This window comes from Pannonibacter phragmitetus DSM 14782, from assembly GCF_000382365.1.
Lineage (GTDB): Bacteria > Pseudomonadota > Alphaproteobacteria > Rhizobiales > Stappiaceae > Pannonibacter > Pannonibacter phragmitetus.
Genome location: NZ_KB908216.1, coordinates 19135 through 40429, shown reverse-complemented (window position 1 = coordinate 40429; position 21295 = coordinate 19135). Strand labels below are relative to the sequence as shown.

The window sequence follows — 21295 nt, the reverse complement described above, 5'->3', positions numbered from 1 at the left end:
ATGCGCCTACCTATTCTTCATGAGCCAGAACACAGTCCTTGATGCGGCGCTGCGCAGGCGGCGCGGGTTTGAAAACCGGTTGCACACTGCGTTGCTTGCCGCAGGCAGCCTTCTGCTGCTTGTGGTCTGTGCCTATGTGCTGGGCGGGCAGACGGGCGTGTTGTGGGCGCTGGGCGGCGGTGGCTTCATGCTCTACGGAGCGATGAATGTGTCGCCCGCGCTGGTGCTGCGGCTCTACAAGGCGCGGCATCTGCCGGAACATGTGTTTCCCGAGGGCCATCAGGTGCTGACGGTGCTCGCCCGCCGGGCGGGCCTGCCGGCCGTGCCGAAGCTCTATTACGTGCCGAGCCGGATGATGAATGCCTTTGCCGTGGGCCAGGCGGAGGATGCGGCCGTCTGCGTGACGGACGGGCTGATCCGCGGGCTCACCTTGCGCGAATTTGCGGGCGTCATGGCGCATGAGGTCAGCCACATCCGCAACGGCGATGTGCGGGTGATGGCGCTGGCTGATATTGTGGCGCGGCTCACTTCCTCCATGTCTTTCGTGGGTCTGTTCCTGTTCTTCTTCCACATCCCGTCGATGATCGCGGGCGGTGCCGGTGTGCCGTGGCTGCTGATCGTGCTGCTGATGGCAGCGCCCACCGTGGGCACGCTGCTGCAGCTGGCGCTGTCGCGCACAAGGGAGTTTGATGCCGACCTTGGCGCTGCCGAACTGACCGGCGACCCGGACGGCCTTGCCTTTGCCCTGCTGAAGCTGGAGCGGGTGCAGGGGCGCATGTGGGAGGCGATGGCCCTGCCGGGCGCGCGCATTCCCGAGCCGTCGATCCTGCGCAGCCACCCGAAGACCGAAGAGCGGGTGCAGCGCCTGCGCGAACTGAAGCTCCATGGCGATCCGCTGGTCTTCGATCACGGGGCGCCAGTGGCCGGAAAGTCCTTCGTGCCCAATATCGGCAAGCCGCGCTTCCGCGCCCGCGGGCTTGGGGTGTGGTACTGAGCCTGCCGGCTGACGCAGAAGCGGGATGGAATGCCGCTTTGGGGCTTGCCCTTGCGGGATGGGCGCGGCATGTATCCGCCTCCATACCAGACGGATGCTCCCTTGACCGGCACTCACGCGACAGATCCCGGACACTTCTTGGCGCCCTTGCCCGCCGGCACGGTGCTGCTGGTGGATGCGTTGAAGACGGGCAGGGCGAAGTTATTCTCCGCGCCGCGCCGTGTGCTCATCTGCCGCGCACTGCAGGAGGTTCCGGCGTTCCTGGCACAGCTTGAGGCGGCCCGGAAGGACGGCGCGCATCTGGCCGGGTTCTTCGCCTATGAGTTCGGCTTTGCCTTCGAGCCGAAGCTGGCGGCAAGCCATCAGGATACGGGTGAGCTGCTGGCCTGGTTCGGCGTCTACGATGCACCGCAGGACTTGACGCTGGCAGAGGTCTTTGCGCTGCTGGCGCAGGCCTCCGGCGGGGCAGAGGCGTCTGTCTCCGGCTTGAGCTACGACATGGACCGGACGCGTTATGCTGAGGCTTTTTCCGCCGTGCAGCACCATCTGGCGGTGGGGGATATCTATCAGGCAAATCTCACCATGCGGGCCCGTTTTGCCCATCACGGGCCGGTGGAAGCGCAGTTTGCCCGGCTGCTGCGCCGCCAGCCGGTGCCTTATGCAGCTTTCATCAAGCTGGAGGACCGGGCCATCCTCTCTCTGTCGCCGGAGCTGTTTCTGGAGCGCAGGGGCGAGGCGCTGCGCACCCGGCCGATGAAGGGCACTGCTCCGCGCGGGCGTGATACTGCGGAAGACGCCGCGATTGCGGCAAGGCTCGCCAGCGATCCGAAGCAGCGGGCCGAAAACGTCATGATCGCCGATCTCATGCGCAACGACCTGTCGCGGGTGACGGAGGCCGGTTCGGTTGCCGTGCATGATGTCTTTGCGGTGGAGCGTTACCGCAGCCTGCACCAGATGGTCACCGGCGTCTCTGGCCGCCTGCTGCCGGGCATAGAGCTTCCCGCCATCATCGAAGGCCTGTTTCCCTGCGGCTCGATCACGGGCGCGCCGAAGCTCAGCGCCATGCAGATCATCCGGGCGCAGGAAACGGGGCCGCGCGGCGTTTACACCGGCTCCATCGGCGCCATCGCGCCCTCCGGTGATTTCAGCTTCAACGTTGCCATCCGCACGCTGGTGCTGAAAGAGGATGGCACCGGCGAGGCGGGCATCGGCTCGGGCGTGGTGTTCGATTCCGGCGCTGCGCCCGAATATGACGAATGCCTGCTGAAGCTGCGTTTCCTGACCGCGCCGGACGAGAGTTTCGAGCTGATCGAGACGCTGGGCTGGACGCCGGAGGAGTGCTATCTGCTGCTTGCCCGGCATCTGGCGCGGCTCACAGACAGCGCCCGTTACTTCGGCTTTGCCTGCGATCCGGCGGGCATCGAGGCACAGCTTGCAGAGTTGGCCAGGGGCTTCACCGGGCCGCAGCGGGTGCGGTTGCTGCTGGCGGCAGATGGGGCGGTGACACTTACCCATGCGGATTTCGTGCCCACGGCAACGGGCGAAGTCTGGCCCGTCACCCTCTCGTCCACACGCACTTCGGCTGAGGACCGGTTCTTCTTCCACAAGACCACCCGCCGCGCTCTGTATGATGAGAGCCTCAAGACGGCCATGGCAGCAGGGTTCAAGGAAATCCTGTTCGAAAACGAAGATGGCTTTCTGACTGAGGGCAGCTTCACCAACCTCTTCATCGCCCGCCATGGCCGTTTGCTGACGCCCGCTCTGAAGCACGGCGTGCTGCCCGGCACGCTGCGGGCGGCCTTGCTGGACAAGCGCCTGGCCGCAGAAGCCGACCTGACGTGCGCCGATCTCTTCTCTGGGGCTCCTGTCTATGTAGGCAACTCCCTGCGCGGCCTCGTGCGGGTGCAGCTGGTGCTGCCGGAGGAAAAAGCCTGAATTTTCCTGCCTGTGCGCTTGTGCACAAGGCTGGTTTGCGGGAACCAGAGGCCGTTTGCCAAAACAAAGGCCCCGCCGGAGCGGTCTCCGGCGGGGCCTTTTGGGTTCGAGGACTATCCCGGTCAGCCGCGCAGCGTGCCGCCGGTGGCCTTTTCGACGGCAGCGACGATCTTCTTGGCCACGGCTTCGATTTCCTCTTCCGTCAGCGTCTTGGCTTTGGGCTGCAGGGTCACGTCGATGGCGAGCGACTTCTTGCCTTCGCCGACGCCTGCGCCTTCGTAGATGTCGAACAGCGCCACGTCGCTGATCAGCACCTTGTCAGCGCCCTTGGCCGCTTTCAGCAGCTTGTCGGCAGTCACGTCGGCATTCACCACGAAGGCGAAGTCGCGGCGCACCGGCATCAGGTCGGCCACGTCCAGCGCGCCCTTGGAGCGGGTGGGCTTCGCCTTGGATTCCGGCACGGCGTCGAAATGGATCTCGAAGCCGACCATCGGGCCTTCCGCATCCATCAGACCGAGGGTGCGCGGGTGGATCTCGCCGAACACGGCCAGCGCCACCTTCGGACCCAGCTTCAGCGCGCCGGAGCGGCCCGGATGGAACCAGCCCGGGGCACCGGTGAAGACCTGCAGCTTGTCCACCGGCGCGCCGATGGCGGCGAGCACGGCTTCCGCGTCGGCCTTGGCATCGAACACGTCAACGCTCCCGGCTGCGCCCGTCCAGTGGCGGCCGCCGCCGGTCATCTTGGCCGTGCCGCGGCGGATGCCGGCAGCCACCATGCGCTGGCCTTCCGGCGTGTCATCCACGAAGACCTGACCGACCTCGAACAGCGCCACATCGGCAAAGCCACGGTCGGCATTGCGCTGGGCAGCGGCAATGAGGCCCGGCAGCAGGCTGGGGCGCATGTTGGAAAGGTCAGCCGAAATCGGATTGGCCAGTTCCAGCGCCGGATTGCCGCCGCCGAAGGCTTCCGCCTGATCCTTCGAGATGAAGGACCAGGTGACCGCCTCGTCCATGCCGCGCGCGGCCAGCGTGCGGCGGGCGCGGGAGCGGCGGATCTGGCCGGTGGTCAGAACCTTGGCGCCGACAGAGCCGGAGCGCGGCAACGGCACCGGGGCCACACGGTCGAGGCCGACAATGCGCACCACTTCCTCGGCAAGGTCCGCCTTGCCTTCGATGTCCGGACGCCAGCTCGGCGGGGCAACGCGCACCACCTCGCCCTGGCCCGTGGCCCAGAAGCCGAGAGCCTTCAGGATCATGTTGATTTCCACCTTGGAAATCTCCAGCCCGGTCAGGCGCTTCACTTCCGCATAGGGGAATTCGATGATGCGCACGTTCTCCGGCACGGTGCCGGTGGTGACGAGTTCTGAAGCCTCGCCGCCGCACAGGTCGAGCACCAGCTGCGTTGCCATTTCAAGGCCGGGGATCATGAAGTCCGGATCAACGCCGCGCTCGAAGCGGTAGCGCGCATCGGTGTTGACGCCGAGCTTGCGGCCCGTGCGGGCAATGCCGTTCTCGTCCCACAGGGCCGATTCGATCAGCACGTCGACGGTGGTCTCGTCACAGCCGGAATGCTCGCCGCCCAGAATGCCGCCCAGGGATTCGACGCCCTTGTCATCGGCGATGACGCACATGCTGCTGTCGAGCTGATAGGTCTTGCCGTTGAGGCCGAGGATCTCCTCGCCCTCCTTCGCCCGGCGCACCACCAGATTGCCCGCAACCTTGGCCGCGTCGAACACATGCAGCGGGCGGGCCTGATCGAAGGTCATGTAGTTGGTGATGTCCACCAGCGCGTTGATCGGGCGCAGGCCGATGGCCTTCAGCCGGTCCTGCATCCACTTCGGCGAGGGGCCGTTCTTCACGCCGCGCACCAGCCGCAGGCCGAAGGCCTTGCACAGGGCTTCCGTATCGCCGAAGTCGAACGTCACCTGCGTGGGGCAGGGGAAGCTGCCGCGCACCGGGGTGATCTTGCGCTCCTTCAGCTTGCCAAGACCGGCCGCCGCCAGATCGCGGGCAATGCCATAGACGCCCGTGCAGTCCGGACGGTTCGGCGTCAGGCCGATCTCGATCACCGGATCATTGAGGCCGAGATAATCGGCATAGGACATGCCGACCGGCGCATCTTCCGGCAGGTCGATGATGCCGTTGTGCTCTTCCGACAGCTCCAGCTCACGCTCGGAGCACATCATGCCAAAGCTTTCCACGTCGCGGATCTTGCCAACGGACAGGGTGACATCGAGGCCCGGCACATAGTCGCCCGGCAGGCCCAGCACGCCGACAAGGCCGGTGCGGGCATTGGGCGCGCCGCAGACCACCTGCATCAGGGTGCCGGAGCCATTGTCCACCTTCAGCACGCGCAGGCGGTCCGCATTCGGGTGCTGCTCGGCGGAGACGACCCTTGCAATGCGGAAGGGCGCGAGTTTCGCGGCCGGATCAGTGACTTCCTCGACTTCGAGGCCGATCATGGTCAGGCGCTCGACGATCTCGTCCAGCGTTGCCTCGGTCTCCAGATGCTCCTTGAGCCAGGACAGGGTGAATTTCATCGGTGCAATCTCATCTTGTTGCCGCCAGGCTGCCGCCTGAAGGGGCGCCCGGCGCAGTCAGAAAATCAGGTCTCAGCTCGACAGGCCGCCGAACAGGGTCGGCAGGTCGAGGGGGCGGAAGCCGTAGTGCTTCAGCCAGCGCACATCGGCATCGAAGAAGGCGCGCAGGTCCGGCATGCCGTATTTCAGCATGGCGATGCGGTCGATGCCCATGCCCCAGGCAAAGCCCTGATACTCGTCCGGGTCCAGCCCGCAGTTGCGGATGACATTGGGATGCACCATGCCGCAGCCGAGGATTTCCAGCCAGTCATTGCCTTCGCCGAACTTCACCTCCGCGCCGGAGCGGTCGCACTGGATGTCCACTTCCATCGACGGCTCGGTGAAGGGGAAGAACGACGGGCGGAAGCGCATCTTGATGTCGCTCACCTCGAAGAAGGCCTTGCAGAACTCTTCGAGGATCCACTTCAGGTGGCCCATGTGGCTACCCTTGTCGATGACGAGGCCTTCCACCTGATGGAACATCGGCGTGTGGGTCTGGTCACTGTCGCAGCGGTAGGTGCGGCCCGGAATGATGACGCGGATCGGCGGCGTTTGCGAGCGCATGGTGCGGATCTGCACCGGCGAGGTATGGGTGCGCAGCAGCAGGCGTTCGCCGTTTTCCTTCGGGTTGAAGAAGAACGTGTCGTGCATGTCGCGCGCCGGGTGGCCGAGCGGGAAGTTCAGCGCGGTGAAGTTCAGCTCGTCCGTCTCGATGTCCGGGCCTTCGGCAACCGCAAAGCCCATGTCGGCGAAGATGGCAGTCAGTTCGTCGATCACCTGCGCGATCGGATGCACGCGGCCCGTTTCGGCGGGGGCGGCGCGCAGCGGCAGGGTCACGTCCACCCGCTCGCTGGCAAGGCGCGCCTCAAGGGCCGCTTCCTTCAACACCTCCTTGCGGGCGGTGATTTCATCGGTAACGCGGGTCTTCAGGCTGTTCAGCGCCGGGCCCTTGCTCTGGCGCTCTTCCGGGCTCATGGAGCCCAGCGTCTTCATCAGTTCGGAGATGCTGCCCTTCTTGCCGAGGGCGGCAATGCGCACCTCCTCAAGGGCGGCCTCGGTTGCCGCCGCAGCAATGGCTGCGGAAATCTCGGAGTACAGGCTGTCGATATCGGACATGAGCTCTTCGGTCGTTGGTTGGCTGTGGCCGCCGGAGCGGGCCACGGGCTGCAGGCGAATGCAGGGATTGCGGGTCTTTTAGCAGAAAAGGCAGGCGATGCCACAGCCATGCCACAGGGATGTGACGGGCGGCAGGCCTGACGGCGGCCTTGAACGGGGCAGGGGCGGGAAGGTGCGTGCGCCCGGCTCAGGCCGAGCGGCTAAATCGTCCGCAAGCGGAGCCCTGTGCTGCGGTGTTGCGCAGACGGCGCACGGCAAAACGGCGCGCGCAAAGCTCATGCGCGGTGCCAGTCATGTTTGCGATGCAAGGTGCCAGTGTCACGGCCGTTTCATCCCGCAGTCCGGTTTGGAAGCAGCGCGAGTATACGTGCCCGCCGCCCGATGGCAAGCCCGCAGGCCAAAGAACCAGCCGCAGCGTGCCACCGCTGCGGCTGGTGCCGGATCATACCAACTCTCGATGAGCTTGAGTCATCGAGAGTTGGTTAAGCCTGTGCGGCGCTTGAGCAATTTCAAGGCGTGATGCGTCAGCATCGAAAGCCTTGGTATCAGACGCTCTTGAGGTAAGCCGCGATGATGTCGCGGGCGGCTTCCAGGTCCTTGCGGGCGATCATTTCGGTGACCGTGTGGATGTAGCGGGTGCCGACGACGATGCCGACGGCACGGGCACCTGCGGCGGCCTGCTGGGCAGCTGCGCCATCCTGACCGCCCGAGCGCAGCATGGTGCGCTGGTAGGGGATCTTTTCCTTGATGGCCAGGTCCTCGATCTCGCTGACCAGTGCCCGGTCGGCGATGAAGGAACCGTCCTTCACATGCAGGCCGAAACCGCCGCCCATCACCGTGGTGCGGTCCTGCTCCGGCACGCCCGGCGTGTCGCAGGCCAGCGTCACGTCGATGCCGAGGCCGATGTCCGGCTTGATGGCATAGGCCGCCGTGCGGGCGCCGCGCAGGCCCACCTCTTCCTGCGCCGTGAAGGCCACGTGGATCTCGCATTCGTGCTTGGCCTTGCCAAGCGCACGGATCGCCTCGATGCCGAGCCAGCAGGCGATGCGGTTGTCCAGCGCCTTGGAGACGATGCTGTCGCCCATTTCAAGGAAAGGCTCGTCCATGGTCACCATGTCGCCGATGCGCACGATGTCCTTCGTCTTCTCGCCAAGGCCCATGTCGATGACGAATTCATCCGGCTCCGGCACCTTCTTGCGCTCTTCCGGCGAAGAGATATGCACCGGCTTGCCGCCGGGGTTCATCACGCCCTTGAAGTCGCCCTTGTCGGTCGACACCAGCACGCGGCGGGAGAAGAGATTGCGCGGATCAAAGCCGCCGACCGGATGCACATGAACGAAGCCCTTGTCCGTCACATGCGAGACGAGGAAGCCGATCTCGTCCATGTGGCAGAGCAGCATCACCTTGAGCGGCGACTTGGACTTCTTGCGCGGATCGCGCCGGCACAGCAGCGAGCCCATGGCATCGGTGCGCACCTCGTCGAAGAGATCCTTGATCTCGGCTTCGATGAGGGCACGGACCCGGTGCTCATGGCCGGGCACGCCCGGAGTTTCGCAAAGGCGGCGGAGCAGGTCGATATTCATGGAAAGAGGTTCCCGAAGGTGATTTGACGCCTTCAGATTAGGTCATGCCGGAGAGAGACGGAAGTCCCTGCCTTTGGACGGCAGGCCTGTTGGCAGGCGCGTCTTTTCGCTGCCCGGTTCAAAGCAAAACCCCGGCACCGGCGCAGGCCGGAACCGGGGTTGAAACATTCAGCGGAGTTCCGCCTGCCTTATTCGGCAGCGTTCGCCGGCTCTGCCTGCAGCAGGCCGTAGCGCTCGATGCCGATGCGCTCGATCAGTTCCAGCTGGGTTTCGAGGAAGTCGATGTGGCTCTCTTCGTCGCCCATCAGCTGCTCGAACAGGGCCATGGTCACATAGTCACCGGCCTCGTGGCAGACTTCGCGGGCCTCCTTGTAGAGGGCGCGGGCGGAATATTCACCGGCCAGATCGCATTCGACGCATTCCTTCAGGGACTGGCCGATGCGCAGCGGGTCAAGCGTCTGCAGGTTCGGATAGCCTTCGAGGAAGAGGATGCGCTCGATCAGCTTGTCGGCGTGCTGCATCTCCTCGATGGATTCCTCGCGCTCCTTCTTGGCGAGCTTGGTGAAGCCCCAGTCTTCCAGCAGGCGGCCATGCAGCCAGTACTGGTTGACGGCCGTCAGCTCGTGGCGCAGGGCCTTGTTCAGATATTCGATGACCTTGGTATCGCCCTTCATGGCAGCCTCTCTCTCGGTGGTGCTTGTCAGTTTTAGCGGTCTTCTGGCTCGCCTTCCAGTGGCGTTGCCGCTTTTGTTACAGCCTTATCGGCATTCTGGTGAATGATATCAATGACATTCGGGAAACATCCGCCGCAGCGCGGCCGGCAGCCCAGCTTGCGGAACACGGCGCCGGGCGTGGGCAGCCGGGCGTCCGGGTCTGCGCGCATCTCCTCGGCCGCCTGACGCAGCTGCTTGTCGGACAACACATTGCAGGAACAGATGATCATGAACCGGACTTGTCTGGGTTACGGCGCCTGACGTCAATGCGCTGACGCCCCATCTGGCTATCACGCGACCGGCGGGATAAACTAAAGTTTCCACGCCAAGTCAACTTTATCTAGTGCATCTTTCCGTCAAAGGCCAATCATGAGTGAAGCTGTCACATCTGCCGCTGCTCCCCGCCGGGTTCTCGTGCTCACGGGGGCGAGCCGGGGCATTGGCCATGCCACGGTGAAGCGCTTTTCTGCCGATGGCTGGCGGGTGATCACCTGCTCGCGCCACCCCTTTTCGGACAAATGCCCCTGGCCGTCCGGGCCTGAGGATCACATCGAGGTCGATCTGGCAGATCCTGTGAGCCTTGCCGGTGCCATCGAGGAAATCCGCAGCCGGCTGAAGGCCGATGGCTCACGTCTCGACGCACTGGTCAACAATGCCGGCATCAGCCCCAAGGACCAGGGCGGTCAGCGGCTGGATTCCTTCTCCACGCCGCTTGATGTGTGGCACCAGGTGTTCCAGGTGAACTTCTTCGCGCCCATCACGCTGGCGCGGGGGCTTTTTCCGGAATTGAAGACCGCGCAGGGCTCCATCGTCAATGTCACATCGATTGCAGGCGTGAGGGTGCATCCCTTTGCCGGCACGGCCTATGCCACCTCAAAGGCGGCGCTCGCCTCGCTGACACGTGAAATGGCGGCGGATTTCGGGCCGCATGGCATCCGAGTCAACGCCATTGCGCCGGGGGAGATCGATACCTCGATCCTGTCGCCCGGCACGGAAAAGCTGGTGGACGGCCTGCCCCTGCGCCGCCTTGGCCAGCCGGCTGAAGTTGCTGATACAATTCACTTTCTCTGCAGCAGTCCTTCTTCCTATGTCACGGGTGCAGAGATCCACATCAATGGCGGGCAGCATGTCTAGGGCTGGCCTTCATCGTATTCGTCATGGTGAAAATACGGGATATTTGAGTAATAATACGCAGAGGCTGGGGTTGTGCCTTGTCTGCGGGAGAAACTCTGTCCGTGTGCTGCTTTAAGAAGGTTTCGCCGGCTTTTACGCAACGTTAAATAGACTAAAGGATAGTGGTATCAGTATTACTCCCTATAGGCTTTTTCGATGAAGAACCCCTTCTCCCGTTTGCGTATCTCGGCAGCCCTTGCCGTCACCAGCTGCCTCATGGTCGCCGCCTCGCTCGCTGTCGTCGGAACCATCGTTTATTCGGTGATGGTCAGTGGTGCTGCGGATGATGCCGTGACCAAGCAGAACGCCAGTCTGCGTGTTGCGGCGACCATCCTTGAACGGGATGTGCCCGGGGTGAAGGTGACATGGGCAGCGGATGGCAACGTGAGCCGCATTCAGGCCGATGCCATTCCTGAATTCGCAGACCATGCGATGATCGACACGATTGGCCGGATGACGGGTGAGACGGCGACAGTCTTCGTCTGGGATGCGCAGCAGCGGGACTTCATCCGCAAGACAACAAACATCATCAAGGCTGATGGCAATCGGGCGGTCGGCACTCCGCTGGGCCAGAGCGGCGCGGTCTATCCGGTGGTGATGAAGGGGCAGACCTATCGGGGCGAGGCTATCATTCTCGGCAAACCCTATTTCACCATCTATGCACCGGTCATGAGTTCCAGCGGCACGCCGGTTGGTATCCTTTATGCCGGCGTTGAGCGCACGAAGATCATGGCTGGCGTCGATACGATGATGACCCGCCTTGGCATGGCGGTGCTGCCGGTCCTTCTGGTCGCGATTGGCGTTGCCGTGTTCACATCGCGGCACCTGCTGGCTCCGATCACCAAACTGTCTGAAGTGACGGGCCAGATCGCGGCGGACGATCTTGAGGCGGATGTTCCCTTCACGGAGCGGGGCGACCAGATCGGTACGATGGCAAAGGCTGTCGCCACATTGCGCGAGAGCTCGATCGAACGCCGCCGCCTTGCCGAAACCGAAGCCTCTGCCGGTGAGGAGCGTCAGGAACGCCAGCAGCGGATGGAAGATCTGATCGGCAGCTTCCGCCAGCAGATCCAGTCCATGCTGAACGCAGCAGGTGACACGGCACAGGAACTGACGGGAACGGCCAGCAAGCTGGCTGACCTTGCCCGCGCCGGTGCAGCGCGTGCCAGCGACACCGAATTTGCCACCCACGAAACCAGCGGCAACGTGCAGACGGTGGCCAGCGCTGCTGAAGAGCTGTCCGCCTCCATCGGCGAGATCCGCCGTCAGGTGGGCCAGACCACAGGCGTGGTCGGCAAGGCGACCGAAGGCACCCGGGTGACCAACCAGAAGGTTGAAAGCCTTGCCGCTTCCGCAGCCAAGATCGGTGAAGTGGTGACACTCATCCAGGCCATTGCCGAGCAGACGAACCTGCTGGCACTGAATGCCACGATCGAGGCCGCCCGCGCGGGCGAGGCCGGCAAGGGCTTTGCGGTCGTGGCCGCTGAAGTGAAGGGGCTGGCCAACCAGACCTCCAAGGCAACGGAAGAGATCGCAGGGCAGATTGCGGCCATTCAGTCGGCCACCGAAGAGGCGGTCGATGCCATTGGCGCCATCACCCGCACCATGGAAGAGGTCAACAGCTACACCTCCGCCATTGCCTCTGCCGTCGAGCAGCAGGGCGCCGCGACCTCGGAAATCTCGCGCAATGTGCAGAGGGCTTCCGCCGGCACGCAGTCGGTTGCGCGCAATATGAACGAACTGGCCCGCACGGTTGATCACACCGCAGAATCCGCCGACCACGTGCTCGGCGCTTCCGCCGATCTGGCTGGCCATACCGATCTGCTCCGCAGGGAGATCGAAGGCTTCCTGACGAAGGTCGCCGCTGCCTGATCCCGAACCGCAGCCTTCCCGGATACGCATCGCAGCTGTCCGGGAAGGCTGCATCTCTCATCCGGCTTCCGCCTGCGTCTTGCGGCCGGCCAGCCGCATGATGACGACGAAGAACACAGGCACGAAGAGGACCGCCAGGACGGTGCCCGATATCATGCCGCCGAAAAGGCCGGTGCCCAGTGCGTTCTGGGTTTCGGAGCTTGGCCCCTTGGCGATCACCAGAGGCAGGATGCCGAGGGTGAAGGCAAGCGAGGTCATGACGATGGGCCGCAGCCGCAGGCGTGCCGCCTCGACAGCTGCCTCATGCAGGCTCGCCCCTTCGCCGCGCAGCTTGCGGGCGAACTCCACGATCAGCACGGCATTCTTGGCAGAAAGGCCGATCAGTGTGATCAGGCCGACCTTGAAGAACACATCGTTGTCGAACCCCCGCAAATGCACTGCAATCACGGCACCCAGCACGCCGAGCGGCACGACCAGCATCACCGAGAGCGGAATGGTCCAGCTTTCGTAAAGGGCTGCCAGAACCAGGAACACGACAAGGAAGGAGAGGGCGACAAGCAGCGGTGCCTGTGCGCCTGACTGGCGCTCCTGAAAGGACTGGCCGGTCCACTCCACCGAAAAGCCGGACGGAAGCTGTGACGCAAGGCGCTCGATCTCCTGCATCGCCGCACCGCTCGATACGCCGCTCGCGGCCTCTGCGGAGATGCTGAGCGAGGGGTAGCCGTTGAATCGGTTGAGCTGGAGCGGGCTCACCGACCATTCCGGCGTCACCATTTCGGAGAGCGGCACCATGCCGCCCCGGTCGTTGCGGACGTGGAGCTTCAGAATGTCTTCGACCTGCATGCGGTCCCTGGCCTGTGCCTGCAGGACGACCTGCTGCAGATATCCGGCGCGCGGGAAGTCGTTGACATAGGTCGAGCTCATGGTCGCGGCGAGCAGGTCGCTGATGGCGGAAAAGGGAACGCCGAGGGCGCCGGCCTTTTGCCGGTCGATGCGCAGGTTCACGCTGGGCCCGCTTGGCAGGCCATCAACGCGGGCATTTCTCAGGAGCTTGCTCTGGTCAGAGAGGCCGATGAGCTGATCTGCCGCCGCCTGCAGCGCGGCCGCGCCGCGTCCGCCCCGGTCGGCGAGGCGCAGGGTGACGCCCGAGGTTGTGCCCAGTTCCTCGATGGCAGGCGGCTTCATGATGAGAACCTCGCCTTCCACCGCGTCCTGCATCGCCTGTTCGGCTGCGGCCATTTCGGCGGCGGTGCTGCCGCTTCGCGCGTCCCAATCGCGCAGCGTGGTGAAGGCCATGGCCGCGTTTGCGCCCGAGCCGGAAAAGCCGAAGCCCATGATGGACAGATTGTTGTCAATGTCAGGACGTGTTGCCGCATGCGCATCGAAGAGCTGGACGAGCTCCCGCGTCCGCTCGGATGTTGCATCGGCCGGCAGCGTGAAGGAGGTCATGAATGTTCCCTGATCCTCTTCCGGAACAAAGGCGGTCGGCAATGTGCTGTATCCCAGGGCCAGGGCGCCGGTGAGGGCGCCATAGATCAGCATGACGCGGGCCGTGCGGTTCACCAGCCAGCCCGCCCAGACCGTGTAGCGCGCCGTCAGCCGGTCGAAGCCCCGGTTGAACCCGGCAAAGAAGCCCTTGCGCTCGTGATGCGGTGCGACCGGCTTCAGGATCGTTGCGCAGAGGGCAGGCGTCAGGCTGAGTGCGAGGAAGGCCGAAAACAGGATCGAGACCGCCAGCGACACCGTGAACTGCCGGTAGATCGCCCCGACAGAACCGCTGGCAAGGCCCATGGGCAGGAACACGGCCGTAAGCACCAGGGTGATGCCGATGACCGCGCCGGTGATTTCCCGCATGGCGCGGCGGGTTGCCTCGCGCGGGCTCAGCCCTTCGCTGGCCATGAGCCGCTCGACATTTTCGACGACGACGATGGCATCATCCACGATGATGCCGATCGCCAGCACCATGCCGAACATGGTCAGCACGTTGATCGAATAGCCAATCGCCCACATCACGGCAAAGGTGCCCAAAAGCGCGATGGGCGCGACGATGGCCGGGATCAGCGTGTAACGGATGTTCTGAAGAAACAGCAGCATGATGAGGAACACCAGGCCCATCGCTTCGGCCAGCGTCTGAACGACCTTGGTGATCGAGAGCTTCACGAAAGGTGCCGTGTCGTAGGAGACAGCGTAGGCAACGCCTTCCGGCATCGAGGGGGCAAGCGCAGCAAGGCGCGCCCGCACGCCTTCCGAAGTGCTGATGGCGTTGGCACCGGGAGCAAGCTGAATGGCGGCGGCCGTCGCCGGCTTTCCGCCGTCGAAGATCGAGAACCCCATGGTCTGTGCACCGATCTCGATCCTTGCGATATCGCCCAGTGTCAGTTTCGAGCCATCGGGATTGGAGCGCAGCACGATGGCAGCGAACTCCTCAGGTGTCTTCAGCTGCCCGTCGAGGCTGAGCGGAACGCTGACCGCCTGACCGGGAAGAGCGGGCGCCTCGCCCAGCCGTCCGGGAGAAACCTGGACATTCTGCGACTGGATGGCCTGCGTGATCTCGGCCATGGAGACCGAGTAGGCAGCAAGCAGGGAGGGATCAAGCCACACGCGCATGGCGGCTTGCGAGCCGAAGGACTGCACGCGGCCAACGCCGGGCACCTGCTTCAGTTCCAGCGCCAGCTGGCGCACGAGATAGTCATCCAGCGCCAGCGGGTCTGTCTTTCCTCCTTCAGAGCGCAGGGACACAATCATCAGGAAGCCGGATGTGGCAGCCTCCACGGACAGGCCCGCCCGGCGGACAGGTTCCGGCAGGCGCGGCTCGATGGCCTTCAGACGGTTCTGGACATCGATCTGCGCCAGTTCCGGGTCTGTACCCGGCTTGAAGGTGACGTTGATGGTGGCCGTACCGGAGGAGTCCGACGAGGAATCGAAGTAAAGCAGGTTCTTCACCGCCGTCAGCTCACGCTCGATGGGGGCCGTGATGCTGTCGTTGATGGTTCGGGGGCTGGCGCCCGTGTAGGTGGCGCTGATGCTGATGCTCGGCGGTGCAATCACCGGGAAGCGGGAAACCGGCAGCTGCGGGATCGCAGCGAGACCGGCAAGCACGATGAAGATGGCGATGACCCAGGCAAAGACCGGGCGCTCGATGAAAAACTGAGGCATGAACGGTCTTCTCAGATGTGGGGTTCGGGAACGGATGGCTGGTAGGGGACGGGGTCCAGCGGCGCGCCAGACCCGGCGCGGTCCTGACCCCGTACCACGACCGTCTCGCCCGCCTTCAGGCCGGACAGGATCACGTAGCGGCCTCCGGTCAGCGCACCCAGTTCGACAGGGCGGCTGCTGGCTGTGTTCCCGGCTTCCAGCACGATGATGCGCGGCTCTCCCGATGGATCCCGCAGAACGGCTTCCTGCGGCACGGTCAGAGCCTGCGGATAAATGGCGCTGGGCACACGGGCACGAAGATACATGCCCGGCAGCAGCTGGCGGTCCGGGTTGGGCACTTCCAGGCGCATGGCAATGTTGCCTGTCCCCTGATCCACCGTGCTGTCAGAGAACAGAAGCTTGCCCTTGAAGCCATAGGGCTTGCCCGTCAGGGTCAGAATGTCGACGGGCAGGCTGTCCGCAATTTCGCCTCTCCTGTCTTCGTCCATCTCTTCCAGCTGTTCCCGGCGCATGGAGGGCTGGCGGACATCCAGATAGACGCTGTCGATCTGCTGGACTGTCGCAAGCGCTGTTGCCGTGCCGCTGGACGCTAGGCCGCCCTCGGTGATCAGGGCCTGACCTATCCGCCCCGCGATGGGGCTGCGAACGGTCGCATTGGCCAGTTCGAGTTTGCGGCGTGTCAGGTTGGCCCTTGCCTCTGCCGCATTGGCCCGTGCCCGCGCCAGATCGGTTGTTGCATCTCCCAGCGCTGCGGTGCTGGCCGTGTGTGTCGCCGCCAGCGCGGTTATCCGGTCGTATTTGGAAAGCGCGTTGACGAGTTCCGCTTCCGCCCGCGCGAGCACGGCAGCCGCAGCTTCAACATCTGCAGCAAAAGGCGCGGGGTCGATCTGAAACAGCGGCTGACCGGCCACGACATCCGAGCCTTGGGTGAAGAACACCTTCTGCACGATGCCGGTGACCTGGGGCCGGATTTCGGCCGTGCGCACCGCCGATACCCGGCCGGGAAGCTCGTCGTAAACCACCACGCGGCCAGGCTGAACCGTCTGCACGGCAATGCGGACAGCAGCTGCTGTCGCACCGGCGGGTGTCTGGGCCGCTGCGCTGCCCGCCTTCTGGCCATCTGTATCGTCCGAGCAGGCGGCAAGGCAGAGCACTGTTGCAGCAATGAAAGCATGTGTCAGCGTGTGGCGAAGGCGCATGGCTGAGGTCATCCCTTGTGCCGCCCTCCGTATCAGGCGGCTTCGGCACCTCTATCGGCCCGCCGGGTTGGCGCTGTGTGGAGACTGTGTTGCGGTTTGATGGAGAGGAGCCCTGCGCGCTCGACGCCAGCCGCGCCTGATGGCATCAATGGCATAAGGAGAATGCCATGACAGCCCTGGTTCTGATTGCCGAAGACGACGAAGAGATTTCCGCGATTCTGGATGCCTATCTCGTCCGGGAAGGCTTCCGGACCGTGCAGGCCCGTGATGGCCGGACGGCGCTTGATCTGCATCTCGCGCTGAAGCCCGATCTCGTGCTTCTCGATGTCACCATGCCCCGGCTTGATGGCTGGGAGGTGCTGGCGGAGCTGCGGCGCAGGGGCAATACGCCTGCCATCATGATCACCGCGCTCGACAAGGATATCGACCGGCTGCAGGGCCTGCGCATCGGGGCAGACGATTATGTCGTCAAGCCGTTCAATCCGATTGAGGTTGTTGCCCGCGCCAAGGCCGTTCTTCGCCGCTCGGGCCTGGCCTCGGCCGCAGGGGTTCTGCGTGCCGGCAATCTTGCCATCGATCTTGATGCCTACGAGGTAAGCTTTGATGATGGAGCCGGGCCTGTGCGGCTGTCTCTGACACTGACGGAGTTCCGCATCCTCGCGCATATGGCCCGCAGTCCCGCCCGCGTCTTCACCAGAAGCGAGCTGGTGGATGCCTGCCTGCCCGGGTCCGATGCGCTGGACCGCACGGTGGACAGCCACCTCAGCAAGTTGCGCAAGAAGCTGGAACAGGCTGGTGCCACCGGCCTGCTGCCCGGGGTGCGCGGCATCGGCTACCGGTTGTCGGCGTGACATCATGAGAGCGCGAAGCGGATTGAGCCGCCAGATCCTCATCGCCATGTCGGCCATCACGGTGATGGCCGGCTTGCTGGTGTTCTTCGGATCCTATCTCACCTACAGCGTCATCATTGCCCTGTATCCGGCACCTGAGGATCTGGACAGCTGGCTTACGGTCACTGATCTGGTCATCCTCGGCTGTGTTATTCTTCCCGCGCTTGCGATTGCAGCCTTTGTTTCCCTGCGCCTGTCGCGCAGGATTCTCGCGCCCCTTGAATCGCTGGCCCGCAGTGCGCGCGAGATCACGGCCGGTGACCTCTCCTCACGCGCTTCAGCCGGAGACAAGGCACTCGGAGAAACGGCTGCGCTGATTGGTGACTTCAACACGATGGCACAGCGCCTTCAGGACATGGCGGCAGAAATGGCCCTGTGGAACGCGACCATCGCCCATGAACTGCGCACGCCGCTGACCATCCTGAAGGGCCGCTTGCAGGGCATGATTGATGGCGTTTTCGAGCCGGATGAAAAGTCGCTGCAGGGGCTGATCCAGCAGGTGGACGGGCTTGCCCGTCTGGTGGAAGATCTGCGGACGGTGACATTGGCCGGAAGCGGTCACCTGGATCTGCAGATCGAGCCGGTTCATCTCGCGCAGGAAATCGCGAGCGTGGCCAATCTTGTCGCGCATGACTTCCGGGCAGCCGGTTTCCGGCTGGAACTCGCTCTGGAGGACCTGGTGGTTGCCGTTGATGCAACGCGGATCCGGCAGGCGCTGCTGGCGCTGCTCACCAATGCGCGGCGCTATGCCGTGCGCGGCCGGATTACGGTCAGCCTTGCCGGGGTGGACGGCCGGATCGTCTTGTCTGTCGCAGATGAGGGGCCGGGGCTGCCACCTGATATTGTCTCCCGTGGCTTCGTGCCTTTTGTCCGTGGGGATCCGGTCCGCTCTCGTGAGCTTGGCGGCAGTGGCCTCGGGCTATCCGTGGTGCGCGCCATTGTGGAGGCGCACGGCGGACGTCTTAGCTACCGGACCGGACCGGATGGCGGGGCGCTGTTCGAGATGGTGCTCCTGAAGAAGAAGCCTTCTGCCGCATTTGACGGTATGTGAGGGCGGTGCAGCGTTTGAGGCCCTCCGGGCAGCCGCAAAGTTGTGGATGCTGCCATTGAGCGGGAGCGGATCAGGACAGTGCTGCGGCGCAGTATCGGGCTGGGCCAAGCTTAAAACCTTACATTGTCATTTTTCTCAATAAAGTCGCCATTGGGCGCAAACTGCGTCTGACGCAGGTGCAGTCTGGTTTTTCTGTTTGAGACAATGGCGCCAATTGCGTTGTCATTCGTCTATCTCTGAGAAATTTACGTTTAGATTTTGACGTTATCTATTTTTTCATGGTGTTATCCGCAAAAAAATTAGTAATATCCATGTATTTTCAAATGAAAATACATGATTCACGATTTGAATGTCATATAAATTTCATGATATTTAGGTCCCGGATTAAGATCCGGTTCATTCAATGATGTGATCCAGTGCGCCGGGAGATGAAACTCTTCGGAGCAAACGGATATCATGGGCAGACTATCCCTTTCCTTCACCAACCTCTCGTTCCTGTACAAGGTCTGGGGCGGCTTTGGTGCGATTCTGGTTCTGACTGCGCTTGTCGGCGGCCTCGGCATTGTCACGCTGACGGGTCTTTCGCAGCGCAGCGAGATCGCTGATGAGGCACTGGCCACGATCACCGAGCTGAAGGCGCTGTCGGCCGCACGCGAGGCCTTCCTGCGGCAGCCGGATGCAGATGGTGCGGTTCAGGTTGCGGCGGCGCTCAGGTCTCTGGATGCGACGCTGGAGGGCCTTGCCAGATCGCTCGTCAGCAATCCGCAGCCTCTGCAGAATGTTGCCTCTGCCCGTGGCATGGTTGCCGAATTCGGTACGACATTCTCATCTGTCGAGCAGGACACCCAGTCACTGAAGGACAAGCTGGAAGTGATCGAGCGCGCAACGGCGCAGCTCGACAGCCTGACCCGCACCATCGCCAACGAACTGCAGCGCCAGCAGCGTGATGCGGCGGACGCGGCCACGTTGAGCACGTCGTCTCAGGAAGACCTGCGTCAGCTCGGCAGGATCGCGCAGGACATGCAGGACCGCGTTGCCTTCCTTCATCCGATGTTCGGCATGGGCGCCGAATTCAAGCTGAGCGAAGTCACGCCGGAACTGCGGGCGCAGATTGGCGAAACGCTCGATACGATCAAGAGCCAGGCTGAAAAGCTTGAGGGCTCCCGGTTCAAGGTCGTGCAGGGAGGACTGCTTGAGCAAGCTACTGCCCTGCATGCTGTTCTGCCGGTGATGCTGGACGAAACCAACCTCTTCAACCGCATGGGCCAGAAGAAGGAAGTGGCAGACCGGATCGGCGCCCTGACCACCCGGATCATGGACGCCCGCTTTGCCATCTATGGGGCGCTGGACCGGGCACTGGATGACGCCAACGGCCTGCAGCAGAAACTGGCTGCCCTGACCCGGATCGGCCAGCAGGCGCTCGAAATCTCCGGCTCGATATCCAGCGTCAAGACGGACACCACCAGCTTCGTTGCCGACATGGGCGATACGGACCCCAATGCGGTGGAAGCGGAAATCGACATGCTGAGCATGCATGCCATGCAGCTGGACGGGGCCTCGGCCTATGTGCCTGCCGCGGCCAGTGCGATCGCCTCCATGCCGCAGGCGCTCGATGACTACGCCAGCGCTTTCACGGCCATCCGGGAGGCGAGATCCAGTCTGGAGGCCAACCGTGCGGAACTGGACCGTTTGAGTGTCTTGCTGCAGACCACAGCGACCGACCTCGCCCGGGCCCAGTCTGCGGCCAACCGCGCCGCAGGGCAGCGCGCCGTTACCACCATTGCTGTAGCGGTCATTGCGGCCATCGCGCTTGGCCTTGCCCTTGCGATCGGCCTCAACCGTCTGATCACACGCCCGATCCGTGCCATGACCAGCTTCATGCGCCGTCTGGCCAATGGTGACACATCTGCAGACGTGCCCGGCCTCGGCCGTGGCGATGAGATCGGCGGCATGGCGCAGGCGGTGCAGGTCTTCAAGGACAACGCGCTGGAGCGGCTTCGCCTCGAGCAGGAGCGGGCCGCCAGCCAGGCTGTCAGCATGGCGCGTCAGCAGAAGGTGGACGCGCTGATCTCCGGCTTCCGTGCTACGGCGCAGAACCTGATTACGTCTGTCGGCAGCACGGCCGGCAATCTGGACGCCACGGCACAGCGCCTTGCCGTCATCGCCCGCGAAAGCTCGGAAAGCGCCAGCCAGACGGCCAGTGCCTCGGAAGCGGCGCTGGCTGGCATGGACAGTGCGGCTGCTGCAGCCGAGCAGCTGTCCATGTCCGTGCAGGAGATCGGCAACCAGGTTTCCCGCACCACCCAGGTGGTCAGCCGTGCAACGCATGCCACGCAGGAAACCAGCGCCAAGGTGGACGGGCTTGCATCAGCGGCGGCCAAGATCGGCGAGGTGATCACCCTCATTCAGGCTATCGCTGCCCAGACCAACCTTCTGGCCCTCAACGCCACCATCGAGGCGGCTCGAGCCGGGGAGGCAGGCAAGGGCTTTGCCGTTGTGGCTTCCGAGGTGAAGGAGCTGGCCAACCAGACGTCCAAGGCAACCGAAGAGATCGCCGCTCAGGTCAATGCCATCCAGCATGCTACAAGCGATTCTGTCGCCGCCATCACCGGCATCAGTGAGACCATGGGGCAGGTAGACAGCTACACGGGCGCCATCGCCACGGCCATGACCCAGCAGAACTCGGCCACCTCGCACATCTCCCGCAGCGTACGGCAGGTGGCGGACAGCTCTTCGGCTGTTGCCGGAAACATCCAGGAACTGTCCAATGCGGTTGCCGAAACCAGCAGCTCCGCTGATGTGCTGCTGAACGCTTCCGAAGAGCTGAACAGCAAGACGCGCATGCTCAAGGACGAAGTCGACCGCTTCCTCGCCGAGGTTGCGGCGGCGTGAGACGGGGGAGGGCCCCCCAATCTCAGTGTCATCCCCACGAAGGTGGGGATCCAGTATCCACGGTATTGGCCATTTCTGGCACAGGGCTTACTGGATCCCGGTCTTGCCGCGAGGCGGCAAACCGGGATGACGGCCTGAAGGT

14 protein-coding genes are annotated in these 21295 nt (G+C 63.7%); 7 read left to right on the top strand and 7 right to left on the bottom strand.

From position 1 onward, the window contains the following. Positions 1-19 precede the first annotated feature (19 nt). Positions 20-994, top strand: coding sequence for a zinc metalloprotease HtpX (locus tag H163_RS0105080; RefSeq protein ID WP_019963472.1), 975 nt, complete (start codon positions 20-22; stop codon positions 992-994). Between the two features lie 138 nt (positions 995-1132). Then, the gene (pabB, locus tag H163_RS0105075) at positions 1133-2929 is read left to right on the top strand and encodes an aminodeoxychorismate synthase component I (RefSeq protein ID WP_019963471.1); all 1797 of its coding nucleotides are present in this window, start codon (positions 1133-1135) and stop codon (positions 2927-2929) included. A gap of 122 nt (positions 2930-3051) precedes the next feature. On the opposite strand, the gene pheT is transcribed toward pabB, so the two are convergent. The 5 genes from pheT to H163_RS0105050 all read right to left on the bottom strand — a co-directional run bounded on the left by pheT (position 3052) and on the right by H163_RS0105050 (position 9150). Beyond that, positions 3052-5469 (bottom strand): phenylalanine--tRNA ligase subunit beta, encoded by a 2418-nt coding sequence (pheT, locus tag H163_RS0105070; RefSeq protein WP_019963470.1) that lies wholly within the window; start codon positions 5467-5469, stop codon positions 3052-3054. A gap of 72 nt (positions 5470-5541) precedes the next feature. Continuing rightward, positions 5542-6624 (bottom strand): phenylalanine--tRNA ligase subunit alpha, encoded by a 1083-nt coding sequence (gene pheS, locus H163_RS0105065; protein ID WP_019963469.1) that lies wholly within the window; start codon positions 6622-6624, stop codon positions 5542-5544. 545 nt (positions 6625-7169) lie between these two features. After that, on the bottom strand, positions 7170-8207 hold the full coding sequence (locus H163_RS0105060) for a M42 family metallopeptidase (RefSeq protein ID WP_019963468.1): 1038 nt from the start codon (positions 8205-8207) through the stop codon (positions 7170-7172). 188 nt (positions 8208-8395) lie between these two features. Further along, a complete protein-coding gene (gene bfr / locus H163_RS0105055) occupies positions 8396-8881 on the bottom strand; it encodes a bacterioferritin (RefSeq protein ID WP_019963467.1) in 486 nt (161 codons plus the stop codon). A 32-nt stretch (positions 8882-8913) separates the two neighbouring features. Continuing rightward, the gene (locus tag H163_RS0105050) at positions 8914-9150 is read right to left on the bottom strand and encodes a (2Fe-2S)-binding protein (RefSeq protein ID WP_019963466.1); all 237 of its coding nucleotides are present in this window, start codon (positions 9148-9150) and stop codon (positions 8914-8916) included. Between the two features lie 139 nt (positions 9151-9289). On the opposite strand from H163_RS0105050, the gene H163_RS0105045 reads away from it, so the two are divergent. Beyond that, on the top strand, positions 9290-10054 hold the full coding sequence (locus tag H163_RS0105045) for an SDR family NAD(P)-dependent oxidoreductase (protein WP_019963465.1): 765 nt from the start codon (positions 9290-9292) through the stop codon (positions 10052-10054). A 195-nt stretch (positions 10055-10249) separates the two neighbouring features. After that, complete coding sequence (locus tag H163_RS0105040) at positions 10250-11965, top strand: methyl-accepting chemotaxis protein (RefSeq protein WP_019963464.1); 1716 nt, start codon at positions 10250-10252, stop codon at positions 11963-11965. Positions 11966-12022: 57 nt separating this feature from the next. Here the strand turns inward: H163_RS0105040 and H163_RS0105035 are convergent, their stop codons facing one another. Further along, positions 12023-15121: a multidrug efflux RND transporter permease subunit gene (locus H163_RS0105035; RefSeq protein ID WP_019963463.1), complete on the bottom strand. Its 3099-nt coding sequence runs from the start codon at positions 15119-15121 to the stop codon at positions 12023-12025. Positions 15122-15132: 11 nt separating this feature from the next. Next, the gene (locus H163_RS0105030; protein ID WP_115336522.1) at positions 15133-16320 is read right to left on the bottom strand and encodes an efflux RND transporter periplasmic adaptor subunit; all 1188 of its coding nucleotides are present in this window, start codon (positions 16318-16320) and stop codon (positions 15133-15135) included. A 167-nt stretch (positions 16321-16487) separates the two neighbouring features. Here H163_RS0105030 and H163_RS0105025 point away from each other — a divergent pair, with 167 nt between their 5' ends. The 3 genes from H163_RS0105025 to H163_RS23605 all read left to right on the top strand — a co-directional run bounded on the left by H163_RS0105025 (position 16488) and on the right by H163_RS23605 (position 21153). Further along, positions 16488-17171 (top strand): response regulator, encoded by a 684-nt coding sequence (locus H163_RS0105025; RefSeq protein WP_019963461.1) that lies wholly within the window; start codon positions 16488-16490, stop codon positions 17169-17171. A gap of 4 nt (positions 17172-17175) precedes the next feature. Further along, positions 17176-18261, top strand: a complete 1086-nt coding sequence (locus H163_RS0105020; RefSeq protein WP_026355479.1) for an ATP-binding protein — start codon at positions 17176-17178, stop codon at positions 18259-18261. Between the two features lie 456 nt (positions 18262-18717). Beyond that, a complete protein-coding gene (locus tag H163_RS23605) occupies positions 18718-21153 on the top strand; it encodes a methyl-accepting chemotaxis protein (protein WP_019963459.1) in 2436 nt (811 codons plus the stop codon). Positions 21154-21295: the final 142 nt, after the last annotated feature.

Coding starts and splice junctions, on each gene's coding strand:
- H163_RS0105080 (WP_019963472.1), top strand. CDS start 20: ATGAGCCAGAACACAGTCCTTGATGCGGCGCTGCGCAGGCGGCGCGGG.
- pheT (WP_019963470.1), bottom strand. CDS start 5,469: ATGAAATTCACCCTGTCCTGGCTCAAGGAGCATCTGGAGACCGAGGCA.
- pheS (WP_019963469.1), bottom strand. CDS start 6,624: ATGTCCGATATCGACAGCCTGTACTCCGAGATTTCCGCAGCCATTGCT.
- H163_RS0105060 (WP_019963468.1), bottom strand. CDS start 8,207: ATGAATATCGACCTGCTCCGCCGCCTTTGCGAAACTCCGGGCGTGCCC.
- bfr (WP_019963467.1), bottom strand. CDS start 8,881: ATGAAGGGCGATACCAAGGTCATCGAATATCTGAACAAGGCCCTGCGC.
- H163_RS0105050 (WP_019963466.1), bottom strand. CDS start 9,150: ATGATCATCTGTTCCTGCAATGTGTTGTCCGACAAGCAGCTGCGTCAG.
- H163_RS0105045 (WP_019963465.1), top strand. CDS start 9,290: ATGAGTGAAGCTGTCACATCTGCCGCTGCTCCCCGCCGGGTTCTCGTG.
- H163_RS0105040 (WP_019963464.1), top strand. CDS start 10,250: ATGAAGAACCCCTTCTCCCGTTTGCGTATCTCGGCAGCCCTTGCCGTC.
- H163_RS0105035 (WP_019963463.1), bottom strand. CDS start 15,121: ATGCCTCAGTTTTTCATCGAGCGCCCGGTCTTTGCCTGGGTCATCGCC.
- H163_RS0105030 (WP_115336522.1), bottom strand. CDS start 16,320: ATGCGCCTTCGCCACACGCTGACACATGCTTTCATTGCTGCAACAGTG.
- H163_RS0105025 (WP_019963461.1), top strand. CDS start 16,488: ATGACAGCCCTGGTTCTGATTGCCGAAGACGACGAAGAGATTTCCGCG.
- H163_RS0105020 (WP_026355479.1), top strand. CDS start 17,176: ATGAGAGCGCGAAGCGGATTGAGCCGCCAGATCCTCATCGCCATGTCG.
- H163_RS23605 (WP_019963459.1), top strand. CDS start 18,718: ATGGGCAGACTATCCCTTTCCTTCACCAACCTCTCGTTCCTGTACAAG.